General features: G+C 41.5%; 18 protein-coding genes. 8 read left to right on the forward strand and 10 right to left on the reverse strand.

Annotated features, from left to right (window positions below):
* Positions 1–7 precede the first annotated feature (7 nt).
* Genes waaF through OO774_RS14590 form a run of 3 tightly spaced genes read left to right on the forward strand, consistent with a single transcriptional unit; the run spans position 8 to position 3034 of the window.
* Positions 8–1072, forward strand: a complete 1065-nt coding sequence (gene waaF, locus OO774_RS14580; protein WP_264903320.1) for a lipopolysaccharide heptosyltransferase II — start codon at positions 8–10, stop codon at positions 1070–1072.
* On the forward strand, positions 1066–2331 hold the full coding sequence (gene waaA / locus OO774_RS14585; RefSeq protein ID WP_264903321.1) for a lipid IV(A) 3-deoxy-D-manno-octulosonic acid transferase: 1266 nt from the start codon (positions 1066–1068) through the stop codon (positions 2329–2331). The genes waaF and waaA overlap by 7 nt, the downstream gene beginning before the upstream one ends.
* A gap of 25 nt (positions 2332–2356) precedes the next feature.
* Entirely contained in the window at positions 2357–3034 is a 678-nt protein-coding gene (locus OO774_RS14590) for a WbqC family protein (RefSeq protein ID WP_264903322.1), read from the forward strand.
* Positions 3035–3110: 76 nt separating this feature from the next.
* Here the strand turns inward: OO774_RS14590 and OO774_RS14595 are convergent, their stop codons facing one another.
* From OO774_RS14595 to rffG, 5 genes are all read right to left on the reverse strand, one after another.
* Positions 3111–4046, reverse strand: a complete 936-nt coding sequence (locus tag OO774_RS14595) for a sulfotransferase (protein WP_264903323.1) — start codon at positions 4044–4046, stop codon at positions 3111–3113.
* A gap of 33 nt (positions 4047–4079) precedes the next feature.
* Positions 4080–5141, reverse strand: coding sequence for a TDP-N-acetylfucosamine:lipid II N-acetylfucosaminyltransferase (locus tag OO774_RS14600; protein WP_264903324.1), 1062 nt, complete (start codon positions 5139–5141; stop codon positions 4080–4082).
* 3 nt (positions 5142–5144) lie between these two features.
* Positions 5145–6284 carry a dTDP-4-amino-4,6-dideoxygalactose transaminase gene (gene rffA / locus OO774_RS14605; protein WP_264903325.1) on the reverse strand — a complete coding sequence of 380 codons (1140 nt, stop codon included), beginning with the start codon at positions 6282–6284 and terminating at the stop codon, positions 5145–5147.
* A gap of 89 nt (positions 6285–6373) precedes the next feature.
* Positions 6374–7237: a glucose-1-phosphate thymidylyltransferase RfbA gene (rfbA, locus tag OO774_RS14610; RefSeq protein ID WP_264903326.1), complete on the reverse strand. Its 864-nt coding sequence runs from the start codon at positions 7235–7237 to the stop codon at positions 6374–6376.
* A 17-nt stretch (positions 7238–7254) separates the two neighbouring features.
* A complete protein-coding gene (gene rffG, locus OO774_RS14615; RefSeq protein ID WP_264903327.1) occupies positions 7255–8313 on the reverse strand; it encodes a dTDP-glucose 4,6-dehydratase in 1059 nt (352 codons plus the stop codon).
* Positions 8314–8759: 446 nt separating this feature from the next.
* Between rffG and OO774_RS14620 the strand changes: the two genes are divergently transcribed.
* Entirely contained in the window at positions 8760–10667 is a 1908-nt protein-coding gene (locus tag OO774_RS14620) for an acyltransferase family protein (protein ID WP_264903328.1), read from the forward strand.
* Between the two features lie 136 nt (positions 10668–10803).
* Here the strand turns inward: OO774_RS14620 and OO774_RS14625 are convergent, their stop codons facing one another.
* Positions 10804–11502: a 3-deoxy-D-manno-octulosonic acid kinase gene (locus tag OO774_RS14625; RefSeq protein WP_264903329.1), complete on the reverse strand. Its 699-nt coding sequence runs from the start codon at positions 11500–11502 to the stop codon at positions 10804–10806.
* An 8-nt stretch (positions 11503–11510) separates the two neighbouring features.
* Positions 11511–11897: a diacylglycerol kinase gene (locus tag OO774_RS14630; RefSeq protein WP_264903330.1), complete on the reverse strand. Its 387-nt coding sequence runs from the start codon at positions 11895–11897 to the stop codon at positions 11511–11513.
* Positions 11898–12100: 203 nt separating this feature from the next.
* Between OO774_RS14630 and OO774_RS14635 the strand changes: the two genes are divergently transcribed.
* The gene (locus OO774_RS14635) at positions 12101–13213 is read left to right on the forward strand and encodes a glycosyltransferase family 4 protein (protein WP_264903331.1); all 1113 of its coding nucleotides are present in this window, start codon (positions 12101–12103) and stop codon (positions 13211–13213) included.
* A gap of 318 nt (positions 13214–13531) precedes the next feature.
* Here OO774_RS14635 and OO774_RS14640 read toward each other — a convergent pair whose 3' ends face one another.
* Entirely contained in the window at positions 13532–14536 is a 1005-nt protein-coding gene (locus OO774_RS14640; protein ID WP_264903332.1) for a glycosyltransferase family 9 protein, read from the reverse strand.
* A 408-nt stretch (positions 14537–14944) separates the two neighbouring features.
* On the opposite strand from OO774_RS14640, the gene OO774_RS14645 reads away from it, so the two are divergent.
* The 3 genes from OO774_RS14645 to coaD are packed head-to-tail and all read left to right on the forward strand — an operon-like array spanning position 14945 to position 17516.
* The gene (locus OO774_RS14645; protein WP_264903333.1) at positions 14945–16012 is read left to right on the forward strand and encodes a glycosyltransferase family 9 protein; all 1068 of its coding nucleotides are present in this window, start codon (positions 14945–14947) and stop codon (positions 16010–16012) included.
* Complete coding sequence (locus tag OO774_RS14650; protein WP_264903334.1) at positions 16009–17040, forward strand: glycosyltransferase family 4 protein; 1032 nt, start codon at positions 16009–16011, stop codon at positions 17038–17040. The genes OO774_RS14645 and OO774_RS14650 overlap by 4 nt, the downstream gene beginning before the upstream one ends.
* Entirely contained in the window at positions 17037–17516 is a 480-nt protein-coding gene (gene coaD, locus OO774_RS14655) for a pantetheine-phosphate adenylyltransferase (protein ID WP_264903335.1), read from the forward strand. The genes OO774_RS14650 and coaD overlap by 4 nt, the downstream gene beginning before the upstream one ends.
* Before the next feature lie 89 nt (positions 17517–17605).
* Here coaD and mutM read toward each other — a convergent pair whose 3' ends face one another.
* Both mutM and OO774_RS14665 read right to left on the reverse strand, forming a co-directional pair.
* Complete coding sequence (mutM, locus tag OO774_RS14660) at positions 17606–18415, reverse strand: bifunctional DNA-formamidopyrimidine glycosylase/DNA-(apurinic or apyrimidinic site) lyase (protein ID WP_264903336.1); 810 nt, start codon at positions 18413–18415, stop codon at positions 17606–17608.
* An 83-nt stretch (positions 18416–18498) separates the two neighbouring features.
* Positions 18499–18975, reverse strand: a complete 477-nt coding sequence (locus OO774_RS14665) for a hypothetical protein (RefSeq protein ID WP_264903337.1) — start codon at positions 18973–18975, stop codon at positions 18499–18501.
* Positions 18976–19001: the final 26 nt, after the last annotated feature.

Raw genomic sequence — 19001 nt, forward strand, 5'->3', positions numbered from 1 at the left:
TATCAACATGTCGAAAAACAAAATTCTAATTATTGGTCCTTCTTGGGTTGGCGATATGGTGATGTCGCAATCCTTATATATCGTTTTAAAGCAACTGAACCCTGAAAGCGAAATTGATGTGATTGCTCCCGGATGGTGTAAACCAATCTTAGAGCGCATGCCCGAGGTAAACCAAGCGATACAAATGCCGATTGGTCATGGTGAGTTTAACCTTCTGGGTCGCCGTGAAATTGGTAAGACACTGCGTGAGAAGAAATATGACCACGCTTACATCCTACCAAAATCGGCTAAGTCGGCACTGATACCTTGGTTTGCTAACATTCCTCTTCGCACCGGTTGGAAAGGCGAAATGCGCTATGGCTTGCTGAATGATATTCGTCCAAACATGAAGTCGTTCCAATACATGGTGGAGCGTTATGTGGCTTTAGCTTATCCAAAATCGGAGATGGTGGACTCATCATCACTAGGTGGATTGGAGACACTGCCTCGCCCTCGCCTTGCTATCAATACAGAAGAGCAACAAGCCACTATCCAGAAGTTCAATCTGAATCAAGAACGCTCGATTATTGGCTTGTGTCCAGGCGCAGAGTTTGGCCCGGCGAAAAAGTGGCCAGAAACGCATTATGCCGAAGTCGCCACACAAATGTGCAAAGAGGGCCATCAGATCTGGTTGTTCGGTTCGCAAAAAGATCTAGAGACTTGCAATGGCATTCGAGCGCTCGTTCCACCACAATTCCATCAACATATTCATGTTCTTGCCGGACAAACCAGTTTGATCGAAGCCGTTGATTTACTCGCTGCATGTAAAACCGTCGTAGCAAATGACTCAGGCTTAATGCACGTGGCAGCCGCGGTTGGTTGTAATGTCGTAGCAGTATATGGTTCGACATCGCCACAATACACGCCGCCACTTGCGGAGAAAGTCGAGATCGTACATACCGATATTGATTGTCGCCCATGTTTTCAGCGTGAATGCCAGTTTAACCACCTAAAGTGTTTAACGGAACTGTCTCCAAAACAAGTGCTGCACAGTATCCAAAAGCTCGAAGCCATTACTATTAGCTCATGTTAATTCGTCTAATATATACGTTACTGCTAGCACTAGTGTCGCCAATTCTTTTGTTTGGTTTGTACAAGAGCAAGCCAAACAAGCCTAAATTTGGTTCGCGCTGGAAAGAGCATTTCGGTATTACACCAAAGCTCAATACTGACCAACGCCCAATATGGATCCATGCCGTATCCGTTGGTGAAAGCATCGCTGCAGCACCGCTAATAAAAGCGTTAAAAAAGCAGAATCCTGGGCAGACGATTCTGGTTACCACAACAACCAGTACCGGGGCTGAGCAGGTAGCAAAATTAGGTGATTTAGTTGAACACCGCTACATGCCGATCGACTTTAGCTTTGCGGTGAAAGGTTTCTTGAAAGCCACAAATCCAAAGCAAATGCTGATTATTGAAACCGAACTCTGGCCAAATACCCTAAATACGGTACACAAAGCCGGAATTCCAATCACTGTCGTTAATGCACGCTTGTCTGAAAAATCATACCGCAACTACGCCAAAGTGCAGCCTTTGTTTAACCTTTTGCATCCAAAACTTACTCAGGTGTTGTGCCAAACCGAATCGGATGCTGAGCGTTTTTCGCGCTTAGGCGTCGATAGCAATAAACTATTCGTGACAGGTTCAATTAAGTTCGATATCCAAATTTCAGACAGTGTGAAAGCAAAAGGAAAAGAATTACGTTCTGCTCTTGGCGAACACAGACCTGTCTGGATAGCGGCAAGCACTCATAAGGGTGAAGACGAGCAGGTATTAGAGGCTCACAAGCAAGTGCTTAAATCAAAACCAAAGGCCTTACTAATCCTAGTCCCTCGCCACCCGGAGCGTTTTGATAGCGTCTTTGAACTTTGTCAGGGTCAAGGCTTTGAAACCATTCGTCGTACATCACAGTCAGAGGTAGCTGAGTCAACTCAAGTTTACCTCGGCGATACCATGGGTGAGATGTTGATTTTAATCGGCGCAGCTGATGTTTGCTTTATGGGCGGAAGTTTAGTTGGTGATAAAGTTGGTGGACACAATGTGTTGGAACCAGCGGCTTTGGGGGTACCAGTGATCACCGGCCCTAGTTACTATAATTTTACCGAAATTGTGGAAGATCTTTATTCTCAACACGCTTTGACGATCATTGCTAATGAATATGAGCTCTCGAAAAAAGTGCTAGAGCAAACTTCTAACAATAAAAGCCAAACTAAGGGTTCCTTAATCAAAAAGACCGAGCCAATAAAATTAAGTATTGAACGAATCGTCAGCGTAGAAAAAAGATTTATATAGCCTTACGGTTATTACTGGAGAATATATGAAAAAATTAGCTATATTACAATCTAACTATATTCCATGGAAAGGTTACTTTGACTTAATAAAAAAATCAGACCTTTTCGTTTTTCATGATGATCTCCAATACACAAAAAATGATTGGAGAAACAGAAATAAAATAAAAACGGCAAAGGGAACTGAATGGCTTTCAATTCCTTGTGGGACCAATGAAAAAAGATTGATTTGTGAAGTACCTTTAAATGACAAGAAATGGGTTAACAAGCACAAAAACAAAATAATCAGCGAGTATAAAGATTGTCCATATTTTGATGAATATAAATTTGTTCTCGATTATATCTATGACAACAAATGGGATAACCTTTCTGACTTTAATCAGTCTGTTATCAAGTTTATTTCTAAAGAAGCTCTTGGCTTTAAAACAGAGTTTATGGATTCAAGGGAGCTCGATCTAAAAGAAAAAAAACAAGAGAGAGTACTGGAAATATTGGAAAAACTTGGCTACCACTACTATATTTCAGGGCCTGCTGCAAAAGATTATATCGATGAGAATAAGTTTACGTCTAAAGGCATAGAGATTGAGTGGATGGACTACTCCCATTACCCTGAATACCCTCAAAAGCATGGAGAATTTGAACATGCCGTGTCTATCTTAGACCTCATTTTCAATACTGGTAAAAATGCTAAAGACTATATAAGTTAAAAATAACAATTGTGGTCAGAAATTTAATTTACACTTAAAAACCTGACCACTATTCATAACATCTTTATTATTTGGCTTAGAAACCTAACTCATCCTTAATAATGGACTCTATCGAGCTATTCAACCTTCTAACTTCATATTCAACATTTTCACTACTGGATGAATAGTTACTTTCAAACTCTTTTCTGTCAACTTTAAATGGTTCCACGTAGGTATGTATAATAACTTCATTGCTAGAAGAGGTTGAGGTGTCATACTTCATTAACTCCATCTCTTTTTTACAAACAGTTTCAATATACTCTATTACCGTAGAGGGAAGAACTTTTTTATAATTGCCAATAGCAGATGTATCAAATGCCTTTTTCTCTCCAAATGAAGAATTTCCTTTCCATGATGATAAGTTCATCTGTTCAACTAAGGATTCGTAAGATAGAGAATCAATGTCTAGAAAAGAATATATAGATTCCAAAACACTTTCAGGGTGTATTAACAAGTCTTCCATTCTGAGTACCATTAAGTTTGGATCATTTTTAAACACTTCACCAATAAGTACACTCTTTCGCCAGTTTCTCAGATCAAACAGTACTGGCCTTTCCTTTCCTGTATATTCTGCACCATTACCAAATGACATTGAAGCGATCACATCTCTAGGATCCCTCACAATTAAAATACATTTGATGCCATTCTTGATAAAAAAAGGAATGAACTCTTCTGCCAAAACTTCCTTAACACCACAAACTTTACTGTCTTCACTCTCAGGCATAAAGCTATCTACACTTGAGTTTAGTAACAACCAATGATTAAGCTCTTTTAATGTGTATTCACTATTACCTGAATAGTGAGATAACAGATGGTATTTGTCTAAGTTTAATGATTGGTGAAAGCCTTTTATGCACTTCAGAAAGTCTTGAGTACTGCTCTGATAGGATATTGATACGTCCGAGTGCATATCTAAGGCTCTTTGCAGCAATGTAGTACCAGAGCGCATCATACCGGTTAAAAACACTCTCATTTTGACCTCTCATTAAAGATTCAATTTAATATTTTAGGAGCTATAAAGATTATTAAGCTGTAGTATTAGGTTCTCTTTAGAAAAAAACTCATTTATTATTTTCGAGTTTCTTTCACTATCTATGTTTTCTTTCAAGTTTAACGCTTGCACATCACCAAGGTGTACACCCAACTCATCAAAGAAATTCCACTGCGATGTATTACTACATGCATAAACTCTTTTTCCTAAGCTAAGTAAAGATACGGTATTTCCTAGAGCCTGGGGTCTTTTATGATTGAAGATAGCAATATCTATACTCAATAAAAGCTGATTGTACTCTTCAATCGGCAATAACTCTGTTAATGGATAAAAGTTGTCCTTACCAAATAATTTAAAGCCAAGTTCAGTAATTTCTTTCCTATAAGCCTTATGTCCATAGCTCAAAGGGCAGTAAACTTTCACATTTTTTGAATAATATGGACTACTTACTAACTTATGAAAAACTTCCTCGTGATCATTTATTGGATCGGCAGAGTTCCCCACAAGAATATTAATAGATTCGCTACTTTTATCATCATTACTGTGAATTTTTGGTGGAATATTTGTTGGATATGAGAAACACTGGATAAAGTTTCCGGTTGCTCCATAATTTTTCTTAGCCAACTTATAATTACCTTCGGATACCGTCGCTATTGAAGAAAACCAAGGTATTACTTTTCGCTTAATTTTCTCAGGAAACGATTTTTGCTTCTCTGGTGAAAGTTGTGCATTATGTAAATCTCCCCCCCAGACAATCCACTTACACTTTTTGGCATTACTTTTCGGTAATAGATAAAGAAGCCAGTTAATAACTTTGTTATTAGTGGAATGAAGAATAACGACGTCAGCCCTTTTAATCTTCCGGATTGCTTTTATGTAAAACAAAAACTTTCTAATATTTCTATTTTTACCTTTGTTTTTACATTGTACTACACCTAGAGTATCATCCAGTCTTGCATCGTAACCATAAAATAGATACTCATGGTTATAACCCTGTAGGTTCTCTTCATTAAACTTAACAAACGGAAATATAAATTTATCGATATTTCCAATATGTAAAATATTTTTTTTCTTCATAAACTATGAATTCTTGAAAAACGACAGAGTATGGTTGATGACATGTTCTACTTCTTCATCTGTCATATTGTAAAATATAGGAAGCCTCAGCAACTTTTCGCTTTCTTGTGTTGTATACTGATCACTTCCAATAAATACACTTGAACTCATCCCTTTCTCTGAGGAGTGTAACGGAACATAATGAAAAACTGCGGTCACACCATTCTCTTTTAAATGCTCTATTAATCTTGTTCTTTCAGCTAAATTTTTTAATTTCAAATAGAACATATGTGCGTTGTGTGTACACATTTCTGGTACAGTAGGGAGCTCAACTAGGCTTTGGTCTTTTAAAACAGTAAAAGCTGTGAAGTACTTATCCCAAATTTCATTTCTTTTTTCATTAATCTCATCGTAAGCATCCAATTGGGCCATTAAGTAAGCAGATTGGATTTCTGATGGTAAATATGAACTGCCTATGTCAACCCAACTGTACTTATCTACCATTCCTCTAAAGAATAAGCTTCTGTTGGTTCCCTTTTCTCTTATAACCTCAGCACGTTCAATAAACCTTTCATCATTAATGATTAGAAGACCACCTTCACCACCGCTGGTATAGTTCTTGGTTTCATGAAAACTAAGAGCTCCCATGTGACCGATTGTACCTAATGGTTTACCTTCATAATGAGCATGCATTCCTTGAGCAGCATCTTCTATAACAAATAAGTCATACTTATTTGCTATATCCATAATCGTATTCATCTCACAAGCGACACCCGCATAATGAACTGGAACTATCGCTTTGGTCTTACTCGTTATCGCGGCTTCAATTAAGTTTTCATCAATATTCATCGTGTCTGGCCTGATATCGACAAAAACTATTTTAGCTCCTCTCAATAGAAAGGGGTTTGCTGTACTGACAAAGGTATAGCTTGGCATGATAACTTCATCACCTTGCTGTATATCTAATAAGATTGCGGCAAGTTCTAACGCATGTGTACAAGATGGGGTCATTAGTGCTTTCTTAGCGTTAAGCTTTTCTTCAAACCAATCTTGACAGCGACGACTAAATTCCCTGTCACCACTCAACTTCTTACTATCAATAGCTTTAGAGATAAGTGCTAACTCTTTACCTGTCACTGGGGCTTTATTAAATGGGATTAACATACTAATACTCATTTTTGTAAAGTGCCTTGAAAACAATATCATGCCCAGACACTTAAAATCTCAAACTAAATAAAAAGCTTTTAAAGTGGCTACTTCACCAATGCTTTTAAATATTGACCGTACGAGTTTTTGTCTAGTTTACTTGCTAGTTCTAATAGCTGATCTTGGCCAAGCCAACCGTTCTTAAACGCAATTTCTTCTAAACACGCGATCTTCAATCCCTGAACATTCTCAATGGTTTCTACGAAGGAAGAAGCTTCATGCAAGCTGGCATGGGTGCCTGTATCTAACCAGGCAAAACCACGCCCGAGTAGTTTGACGTTTAGCTTGCCGCGGTCCAGATACATCTGATTCAGCGTAGAGATCTCCAGTTCACCTCGCTCAGATGGCTGGACTTGCTTTGCCAGCTCAACGACGTCGTTATCGTAAAAATATAAACCGGTCACCGCATAATTTGATTTCGGTACCTTAGGCTTCTCTTCAATAGAAATGGCTCGCATGTTGTCGTCAAATTCCACAACACCAAAACGCTCTGGGTCTTTCACTTGATAACCAAATACCGTCGCCCCTTCTAAAGAGCTCGCAGCATTTTTTAGAATTGGAGTAAAACCTTGACCATAAAAGATATTATCCCCCAACACTAAGCAAACAGAATCGTCACCAATGAACTCTTCACCGATGATAAAAGCTTGTGCTAAGCCTTCAGGCTTTTCTTGAACCGCATACGTTAGGGAGATACCAAAATCAGAACCATCCCCAAGTAAACGCTTAAAGCCTTCTTGGTCTTCAGGAGTCGTGATAATCAAAATATCTTTAATTCCCGACAACATTAATACAGACAATGGGTAGTAAACCATTGGCTTGTCGTACACTGGTAATAACTGTTTTGATACACCACGTGTAATTGGGTAAAGTCGAGTCCCAGAACCACCTGCAAGAACAATACCTTTCATTTTCAGACCTTTTTCAATTAGTTACCGAGGCGTTCTAAGCTATACGAACCATCTAAAACACGCTGCCACCAGTTTTCATTAGTTAAATACCACATAACGGTTTTACGCAGACCTGTTTCAAAGGTTTCTTGCGGAGTCCAACCTAGGTCGCGCTCAATCTTAGAAGCATCGATGGCGTATCGAACATCATGCCCCGGACGGTCTTTAACGAAGGTAATAAGATCTCGGTAATGTACAACACCTTGAGGTTTTGTTGGCACTAGCTCTTCCAACAACTCACAGATAGTTTGTACGACATCAATATTCGCTTTTTCATTGTGCCCGCCAATATTGTATGTTTCACCAATTGAGCCTTCTGTCACGACTTTGTATAGCGCTCTTGCATGGTCTTCAACAAATAACCAATCGCGAATCTGCATACCATCACCATACACTGGTAGCGGTTTTCCTTTTAGCGCATTCAAAATCATTAATGGGATCAGTTTTTCAGGAAAATGATACGGACCATAATTGTTTGAGCAGTTAGTAATAATTGTCGGAAAGCCATAAGTGCGTTGCCACGCTCTAACTAAGTGGTCACTCGAAGCTTTAGATGCGGAATATGGTGAAGATGGCGCATAAGAGGTATCTTCTGTAAACAGCTCATCAATGCTGTCTAAATCTCCATAAACTTCATCAGTCGAAATATGGTGGAATCGGAACGCTGCCTGTTTCTTTGAATCTAGTTGATTCCAGTATGCACGCGCTGACTCTAGCAACGCATAAGTGCCAACAATATTGGTTTCAATAAACGCAGCAGGGCCATCGATAGAGCGGTCAACATGGGACTCAGCTGCCAGGTGCATAACCATGTCAGGTTGATGTTGCTCAAATACGCGATCAAGCTCAGCACGATCACAGATATCGACCTGTTCAAACGCATAACGTGTATTATCAGACACTTCAGTCAAAGACTCCAAATTCCCGGCATAAGTTAGCTTATCGAGATTAACAACAGAGTCTTGAGTATGATTGATGATATGACGCACAACCGCAGAGCCTATAAAGCCTGCACCGCCAGTAACTAATATCTTCATTTGAATAATTTCCAACGTGAAGGTCAATCAGTCGTTTATTGTTTTAGTTAAACGGAAGCCATAGCGTCAAAACGTTCTGCAACTCATCGACCTAAAACATAAACACTGATTTATTGTCTAAACCTGATGGGGAGATTGTAGAGCAGTGAGTAATTACCGCAATTACTTTCTAAATGGACTCATATACCCAAGTAACTTCAAGATGAAGGATTCAGAGTCTTATCATCGGTGCAAGTTCAAGAATAAAGACAGTTTTTTCGATTCCAAGACGTTACACCAACTTTGTTCCATCAGTTTCCAAATGCCTCATATGAATAAGTGCTTTTTTCACCTATACTATGTACCTTGTCAATAGCTCATAAGTAATGATCTACTCTTAGGTGGCGTTGGATATACCATAGAAACCTACCTGTAAAAGTTCCTCAATGTAGTTCCAAGTCCAAAATATGCAGTTTAGAAAAGATATCAATGCACTAAGAGCATTAGCGGTAATCTTAGTTGTCGTTTACCATTTTAATTCCAGTTGGGTTCCCGGAGGTTTTGTTGGCGTTGATGTGTTCTTCGTCATTTCAGGCTTTTTGATGACCACGATCATCCTCCAAAGAGAACTGGTAAACCTATCATCATTAATCAATTTTTACGTAGCACGGTTAAACCGCATTGTACCCGCGCTCGCATTCCTTTGCGTTGCATTGCTAGCCTTAGGCTGGTTTTATGTTGCTGGAGAAGAGTATGAGACTCTAGCCAAGCATGCCAGATACAGTTTAACGTTCTTATCAAACCAAGTTTATTTAGATGAAGCGGGATACTTTGCTGCCGCCTCCAGAGAAAAGTGGCTGCTACACACATGGTCACTTTCTATCGAATGGCAGTTTTATTTACTTTACCCGATCTTCATTGGCATCGTATTGAAGCTATTTTCGAGGTCTCGCCTTGCAGTCGCTATCAATACATTACTCCTAATCAGTTTATTTTACTGCGGATATTTATCATCTAGTGGCGATACAAGTGGCTACTTTATGCTTTCAGCACGTGCTTGGGAGATGCTTTTAGGTTCATGGGCGGTTCTTTACAAGCCGAGGAGACCTTACCCTGCGTATGTAGGTTGGCTGCTCGTTTTGAGCTCGGCATTGGTAATCAATAAGGATTACGTATGGCCAAGCTTGGTAACGCTGCTCCCCACACTCGGTGCACTCATTATTTTATGGGCAAACCAGAGCAACCGGGTGAATGACTCTTATGTTGTCCAACAGATAGGTTTATATTCGTATTCGATCTACTTATGGCACTGGCCTGTCGTTGTTCTTTTCTACAAACTAAACTTAAGCACTCCTTTATGGTTGTTTGTTGGAATCGCACTGAGTCTATTATTAGGTGGCTTCAGTTACCATACCGTGGAACAAATCCGATTCACTAAAAACATACATTCAGCTAAACGCCTATTTCTTCAATGTAAACCTTTGTGGTTAATTCTAATTTTGGTCGGTACAACCAAGTTCATAGCAGAAGAAAAGGGCTTTCCAACAAGAGGAACTTTAGAGCCGGAACTTGTAGAGCTATATGAAAAGTTAAGCAAAAAAGCACAAATGAGTCCATTCAGAGCCAAATGTCATATCGTTAAATATACAGGGCAACAACCAAAGGATGCCTGTACTTTTTCTTCTATGGACCCAGAATGGGCTGTTATTGGTGACAGTCATGCTTCAGAGTTAGCGTTCTCGTTGTCTGAACCATTGAAAAAAACAAGTAAAAATCTTATCCAGCTAACAATGTCAGGGTGCCCTCCATCGTATATGCAAAGCGAAGAATTTAGTGATTGTGTGAACTGGACTAACGATGTCGTTAGTTTTGTTTCATCATCTGATGAAATTAAAAATGTTGTTATTGCCTACCGGTACTCTGCTCACTTATTCGGTGGTAATGAACACTCTTATCCTGACCTGCCCAATGACTATTCTGACGAAAGAAGAGAACAGGTGTTACAATCACTAAAACTAACGGTAAATACTCTTCTTGAACAGGGAAAGGAAGTGTATTTAATGATGCCTGTGCCAGAAATGGGGATTAGTATAAAAACCCTGGTGGACCAGGCATACATGCAGAAAAAAGACCTAACAAATATTCCATCTGTCGACGTCTCGTACTACGAAAAGCGAAATCAACTGTTTTATTCTTTTATGTCTAAATCAACTTTTAAACCGGGATTACACCCTGTTGAGATAAGAGACTTCTTCTGTGATGAGAGTCAGTGCTACGCTGTTAGAGATAAGGTGCCACTCTACTTTGATGATGATCATCCAGGTTTATCCATTACCAATGATATAGCTGCTAAGATTCTTAACAGCAAGAGTTAGTCTACGGGTGGGATCATTGGCTCATGTTGTGAGAAAAAACTCAGGGAAACCATAAACATGAGGTGCGAGGCAAAATAAGAACGAAAGCGCAGGCAGGTTTTTATCTCGTTCGTCGTACAACTAAGCCAATCATCTGTCACTTATATCCAGCAAGAAGATGATTAAACTCATCTTCTTGCCAGTGGATTGCTCGCTTGCGTTGTTCTTTGCGAAAAGAACGCAACAACCTATCTAAGTTGTTTTTTTGCCAGTCTGAACCAGTTTGTTGGTAGCACTTATCAAAATCAATTAGCCAAACTTTGTCGTTTGCATCGAGTAAAACATTGTGGATATTCAAATCCGTGTGGTTAACACCAGCACCGTGCATCTTGGCAATCTCTTGACCAACTTTACGGTACGTCTCCGCCGGTAAAGCCTGCTCTTGAAGGATACTGACTAAATCTTTCGCGTTGGGAATGCGCTCGCTGAGTAAATCTGCCTGATAGGTTAAGCCTGTTTTTACTGCTCTTGCTGCGATGGGCTTCGGTACGTTAACCCCCGCCTCCGTGAGCGTCAGTAACAGCTGAAACTCCTCGGCACTGCGCGTCTTGTCCCAACCAGAAAACCAGTAATGATCTTTCACTAACTTTCCGAACAGACCACCACGTCGATAATGACGCAGCGCAGCTTGCATGGTATCAAGTTGAACAAACCAAGTGGTTCCACGCCCAGTTGCACTGCCAACAACCGCGTTCTGACTCTGCCAGTATTCAATATCAAACAGCGCTTTTTCCGGCTCTGAAACTAATGACTCGTCATGCCAAATTCGAGTATTGCCGTGATGAAAAAGTTTCATGGTGTTCCTTAAAAGAAGAGGAGCGTTAACCAAGTGAACGCAGCCAAAAACAACGCAACCATTACCGCTGCTGAGCCAATGTCTTTCGCACGTCCACTGAGCTCATGTTGCTCCACGCCGATGCGATCCACTACCGCTTCAATGGCAGAGTTAAGTAACTCGACAATCAGCACTAATATGACACTACCAAGCATCAAAACACGTTCTGTCGAGGACAAATCCAACCAGAACACGATAATGGCAGCACAGACAAATAAGGCCACTTCTTGTCGAACGGCCGCTTCATGTTTGAATGCCGCTTTTATCCCTTGAGCGGAATAAAAAGTCGCGTTATAGATACGTTTGAGCCCAGTCTGACCAGGCTTTCCTGAAGTGTTTTCGCTAGTTTTTTTCATGTAGCCCCATGATTAAGTTTCAGCTCAAGCGTCACGCGGAGTATTCTACATGGTTATGATGACAGTACCAATGGAGCTGAATGGAAGATCCTTTCTCTTTCTGGCCCAGAAAATACAGCATTAACAGCATCTTTACTCGACGACCTTTGGTAAACTTAGAGCATCAGCTAACATAAAAACCATTTTCTGTTTTAGGGTTCATAATGAAGATTGCACTGATTCACATGCGTCACGCTAAGGTTGGCGGCACAGAACTATTCTTAAATCAATTGTCCAAATACCTGTGTGAACAAGGTGAAGATGTCACCATTATTTGCCGTTCTCACGAAGAGCCAAGTCACCCAAACATTAAGTTTGTCACACTAAAACCGATAAGCATTGGTAAAGCGCATCGAGCCTATCGATTCGCAAAAGCGGTTGAAAAGCACGTCAATGAAAATGACTATGATATTGTTTATGCGTTGGGGAAAACCTGGACACACGACTTGATTCGCGTTGGTGGCGGCACTCGTAAACACATCGTTGATTTGAGAAAAGACAAGCGCCCAACACCAAGGGATCGCGTCTCCATGTATATCGAACGTAAAGCATTGTCGTCTGCCGATAATTTATTTGTAGTATCGAACTCGCATAAAAGCAGTACTGAAATCATGGAAGATTACGGGGTATCTCCGGAGAAAATCGCCACTATTCATAACGCGGTTGATTTGAACCGTTTCTCGCGTGAAAACTGCGCGTCACAAGTCGCAGAGTTAAAGCAAAAACTGAAAATTGACGATCAGCACCCTATCTTCCTATTTTTAGGATCTGGCTATCACCGCAAAGGGTTGGAGCCGACACTCAGGGCATTTAGCCTGCTTAACGAACAGGCAAGCCTGGTTATTGTGGGTAATGAGCAACACCCTCAACAATACAAAGATCTCGCTAAAGAACTTGGTATTGAAGATAAATGTTACTTCTTGGGCAAACAAAGTACCCCTGAAGTCTTCTTTAGCATGGCCTCTTGTTATGTTTTCCCAACTAAATACGAGCCATTTGGTTTTACGGCTATTGAAGCGTTATCAAGCGGCTGCCCTGTGATTACCACTGTTGACTGCGGAGCAAAAGAGGTGATGAACGCCGACGTCAGCTCTATTCTTGAATCTGACTTTGCGCCTGAAAAGCTCGCACAAGAAATGAGTTATTGGGCAAACAAAGCAAGAGCTGACGAATTCCGAGAAGCCTGCCGTGAGTCAGTCGCACCACTGGACGTGGATAATATCATGGAAAAGAACTATCAACTGATCAAGCAAGCGTGGAAAAAGAAACAGCAATGATACTTAATGCCGTTCGTTTAACAGCGAATGGCATTTACGTCTCCCGTCTTCCTGAACAGAGGCGAAGGAGCGTGATTCAGGATCTAACTTCCGAGCACTTTATAGCCAAAGTGATTTCATTTAGCTGCTCAGCGCGCTGCCATTAGATTCCTAGTCTCGCTAGAGCTCGCTGGAATGACAAAGGTAAAATCGTTAAGTGATTTGTATTAAGCAATGATACTGCAATTAACTCAACATCTTAAAGGCTTCTTACTGACCTCAATAGATAGCTAAGAAGCCTTTTCAATATAAGTATCTGGTTGGCTGAACAGGTTAGCTTTATACCGCCGCTGCCGGCTGAGTGTTTCGACTTAACTCCATCAAAGATAAGCTACTCACCCTTTCTACAGATATAGATTCTATAGACTTGCTACACTCAGAAGGAAACACACACCAAGAATGATCAGTACTGTGGTACCACTCTGGTAATACGAAATAAGGCGCCTTTGCCGAATTTTTGCAAAACTCCCAGCCCCAAATCATCACCATCGGCACTTTCATCATCTGGAAGATATGGCACGGGCCACAATCGTTCGACAACGTTAGCGCGGACTCATTGGCAATATCGACTAATCCAGAAATAGAGGGAGAGTGCTTTATTTCGTATGGTATGTCTTGTAATAAGTTATCTACAATTGCTGACTTCGAGCTTTCTTGAGGACCAAGAATAACATTCACTTTTTCAATCTTTTCTGACTTAAGATAGATCTCTTTCGCAGCTTCACAGTACTTTTCAATTGGCCAGACTTTAAAAGCACCAGCGCCACCAGCTGGTACCAAAGTTAACGCGCTTTTCTTTGCATCTTGTCCGGTTTCGGAGCCCAGCATATTTATAATCGTGGTATCGTAGTTGGTACCAAATGCGACATTAGCTAAATCGAGATTGTTTTTTGCGATGTACTGTCGACCTTTTGGCGTAAATAAATGCTTGCTATAGAAACCACATTTATTCAAAAACCTGGAGTTACTAAACGCGTATTTTTCTTTTGTTTTCGCCAGAAGTAGTGCCGCATGAACACGCTCAGAGCCGGAGTAAATATTAAAAACTTTATCAAATTTATTCGAATTGATACTCGTTACTATTTTTAGAATATTCCAACCTTTGTAGTTAATGACGTTATCTGCAAGTCCATTACACACAAGAAGTTGACTGCTTTTGGCCTTGGTATAAATCGTAATATTTGCGTCTCCAATTTCTTTCCTTATGGCGCAAAGCAATGGAATTTGCGTTGTGATGTTTCCAAATTGTGCTCTGTGTGGAACAAATACAGCCACGTTTGTCATTTATATATCCACCAATTACGATAAGTATATGTCACTTTCCTTACAGCAAAGACTAAAGTATGGGTCTAGACGCATAAGGCCAAGTAAAATTTAAATTTATTTTTAATAGAAAACAGAGAAATAATATCAAAAACTGACCTGGTTTTTACAATTAGCACTCTATTCTGTGCTCCTGAAACCAAAAATTCATCCTAGTTCAACTTTTTGGTAAAAGCCTGTACTTAGATCAAGCAAAATGATTAAAGAAACCTCTTAATACTCAAGGGTTGGACCACTAAAAATTAAAATTGTTGCATAGTCGCTCATGGCTCCTATCTCGCCAAATCACGCAACTCAGGGTTATTTGGGTATACATTCTGTAGATGCAACTGCATAATTCATAGATAAATAACAAACCTCTTCATAGTCATGAGCCTTTTTAATAAACCACCACAGAAAATCTGTATCCTTAGACTCTCTGCGATTGGTGACGTTTGCAACACCATCGCAGTTGTGCAAGCGATACAAAAGCACTGGCCAACAACGGAGATCACCTGGATCACCGGAAAACTGGAGGCTGAGTTACTTGAATCAATTCCAAATATCAACGTAGTGGTGTTTAACAAAAAGAATGGCTTTTCCGAATATCTAAGGGTTTGGAAGCTACTTAAAGGCACACGCTTTGATGCTTTGTTGCACATGCAGTATGCCATCAGAGCCAGCCTACTGACTATGGGGATCAAAGCCAAATACAAGCTTGGGTTTGATGCCAAGAGGAGTCAAGACGGTCAACGCTTGTTCACTAACGTCAAGGTCCCCTCTCCTGAGTCTAATCATGTTTTAGATGGCTTACGCCAGTTTGCGATTGAGCTTGGTGTGCCTGAATTCACCCCATCATGGTCGCTGGAATATAATGATGACGCACGAAGCTGGGCGACTAAACACCTTTCCAACGACAAAACAAACTTAGTGATTGTTCCTGGTGCGAGTAAGGCATACAAGAATTGGACTGCGACGGGGTATGCAGACGTGATTCAGTATGCCATGGCGAACAATCTTAATGTCATTCTTGCCGGAAGCCCTGCGCAAGTTGAAAAAGACCTTGGTCGTGACATTGAGCAAGCACTTGATAAGCCTGTCACCAACCTTATTGGCCAAAGCTCACTGCTTCAAATGCTGGCGTTACTCGATAAAGCAGATGTGGTCATTGCACCAGATACAGGACCAACGCATATGGCCAATGCCATGGGCACTCCTGTGATTGGGCTCTATGCGCATCATAATCCAGAACGTACTGGGCCCTATAACTATCGATCGTTGGTCGTTTCAGCGTACAACGACGCTCTGTGGGCGGAAACTCAAAAACTGCCTTCTCAGGTCGACTGGCGTACCAGAGTACAAGATACAAAAGCAATGGAAAGAATTACCAGTGAGTCCGTCATTACCATGCTGGATAACGTTCTAAATAACTTTCAATGCGAGCAAGTCAAAGCATGAATATCTGCCACGTGAATTTAGCGTCAGGGTACCACGGTGGTGAAAACCAGACGCTTCAGCTTATCAAACAGCAAGTTAAGTTAGGCTATGACCTCACTGTTGTCGCCAATCCTAAAAGCCCTTTCGCTGATGCCGTCCGTCAACTGGACGTAAAACTGGTGCTCGCGACGCACTTTACTAAAGCTCACGCAAAGTCGATAACTCAACATTGTGCATTGGTCCATGTACATGAAGGCAGAGCCATTTACTGGGCTTTGATTCAGCACATGCTGTATGGCACATCATATATTGTCACTCGCCGTATCGACAACACTTTAAAAAAGAAATGGTTAGCAAACCTGGCCTATTCTAAAGCAGCAGCCGTGGTCGGCTTAAGTACCGAGATTGTTCAGCGTGTTAATGATGCCTATCCCGCTTTACAGACACACAAAATCCCGAGCTCTCCTGTCCAATATCCGATTGACGAGAAAACCGTTCAATCAATTAAACAAAGATTTCCGGGCAAGTTTTTGGTCATTCAGGCCGCGAATATGCTTAAACATAAAGGGTTTGATGTCACCATTACTGCAGTAAAAAAACTCGAAGAATCAGGACTGCCGATACAATTCTGTTTGCTTGGTGATGGTCCAGAAAGGCCTGCCCTTGAACAACAAGCTAGCGGGCTCAGTAACGTTAGCTTTGAAGGTAAACAAACAAATATGGGCGACTGGTTCAGCGCCGCAGATCTGCAAATCCACCCGTCATATACAGAAGGACTGGGTTCAGTGATCTTAGAAGGTATGTCTGCAGGTTTACCTGTGATTGGCTCGAACACCGGAGGGATCCCAGATATTATTGAGCACGGCTATAATGGCTTATTAATAGAGCCCGGAAATGCCGATGCATTAGCCGATGCCATTGTGTCACTCTATGAAGACGAACAAAAACGAGCAAGCTTCATACAAAACGGCATTAAAAAGCTCGAGACGTTCGACATTCGTTATACTTCCCAGCAGTACCTTGAGCTTTATAAGAAAATAGAAAAATGAAAAGAGTAATATACCCAGGCACTTTTGATCCAATTACCAACGGCCATCTGGACCTGATAGAACGTGCCGCTGATATGTTTGATGAAGTGATTGTCGCTGTCGCCGAAAGTCCAAGTAAAAACACTATGTTTACACTGGAAGAGCGCGTCAACTTTGTCAAAGATGTCACCGCGCATCTCAACAATGTATCTGCCCAAGGCTTTTCCGGACTTATGGTGGACTTTGCTCGTGATGTCAATGCGAACGTGCTTATACGGGGCCTGAGAACCACAGTAGACTTTGAATACGAATTCGGTTTAACCAATATGTACCGCCGTTTACTTCCCGGGTTAGAAAGCGTGTTTCTCACTCCGGCCGAAGAGTATGCGTTTATCTCATCGACAATCGTTCGCGAAGTCGCTATTCATGGTGGAGACGTCAGTGCATTCGTGCCAAAAATCGTTGCGGACGCGATGCACAGCAAAAAGCGCCATTAGTGAAAAAGCCTGAATTAACCATGTTTGGTTACTTCAGGCCTCCGCTTCTCCGCAATCCATTTATTTCAAAGCACTTCTAGCGAAAAATTTTACTTCTGGCATTCATCGCAGAAAAAAGTATTACGCTGACCAATCTTCTGCTCTTGAAGCGGCTCTCCGCATTCAGGACAAGGATTTCCTGCTTTACCATATACCAACAGCTCCTGGGCGAAGTAACCGGGTTTACCATCTGCCTGGGCAAAATCCTTGAGAGTGGTACCACCTTGATTGATTGCGATTTCTAGCGTGGCTTTGATGTGGGTAACCAGTAACTTCCACTCTTCTACCGTCACTTGACCCGCAGGTCTGGTTGGATGAATCCGCGACTTAAACAGGGATTCATTGGCGTAGATATTACCAACGCCAACCACCATTTTGTTGTCCATAATGAACTGCTTGACGGCAACGCGCTTACCTTGAGCTTTTTCTGCCACATATTCAGCATTGAATTCGTCCGTTAACGGCTCTGGCCCCATATGATCAAGCACGGTGTGAGACTCACCCGGCGCGCACCACAACCACGCTCCAAATCGACGCGGGTCGTTGTAGCGCAGTACTTTGCCATTAGTCAGCTTCAGATCCACATGATCATGTTTCGCCGGAGGAAAATCGGCATCAAGCACACGTAGCGAGCCCGACATGCCGAGATGAACAATCGCGGTTCCCATATCGGTCTCAATAAGCAGGTATTTAGCACGACGTCGGATTGCGCGAATAACCTGCCCTTCCAGTTGTTTCAGCTGCTGAGGGATATCCCAGCGTAGTTTTGGGGTACGAAACACAAACGCCTGGATCGTTTGATCAAGCATATGTGGTGTGATTCCCATACGGCTGACTTCGACTTCCGGTAATTCAGGCATTGTCGGCTCCATTCATTCTGTTTATCAATCTGCGCCGCTAGCATAATAGAAATACACCCAGATATACACTTTATAGCTTAGGCTTACTCTGGAAGGATGTAATCACCATCGACTGAAATCGCAATCCATTTATCTTGCCAGTTCTTGAACAGCCAAAAATCGGGTAAGCGATAAAATGTAATACGCTGTGGCTCATCAAGCCCCTGATACCAAATTTCTATCGTTTCTGGTGTGTCAAGCTGTGGCTTTAGTGATTCGTACTGCGGTTCGGATAGCTCGGTGCCTTCAAGAGACTGCCAGCGAGCCACAAGCTCTTCTGCGGGCAAACTAACGTTGATATTGGATTGCCACTGACCATTGTGAAGATCCAACTCCCAACCGCTATAGTAAATTGCACTGACCTCGTGGTCAGAGCGCAGCAAGCTTGGGTAAGGATCCGCTTCTTCCGGTAATAAATAGGTTTTGATCCACATCGGCGCATTTAAGATCACAATAAAAGCGATGATGGCTAGGATAAGAATATTGTTCCATCGGCGACGACGAGCCGGGCTAACGCGCATAGTTTCAGGTCCTAGAGGTAAAGAAA

This window comes from Vibrio sp. STUT-A11, from assembly GCF_026000435.1.
GTDB lineage: Bacteria > Pseudomonadota > Gammaproteobacteria > Enterobacterales > Vibrionaceae > Vibrio.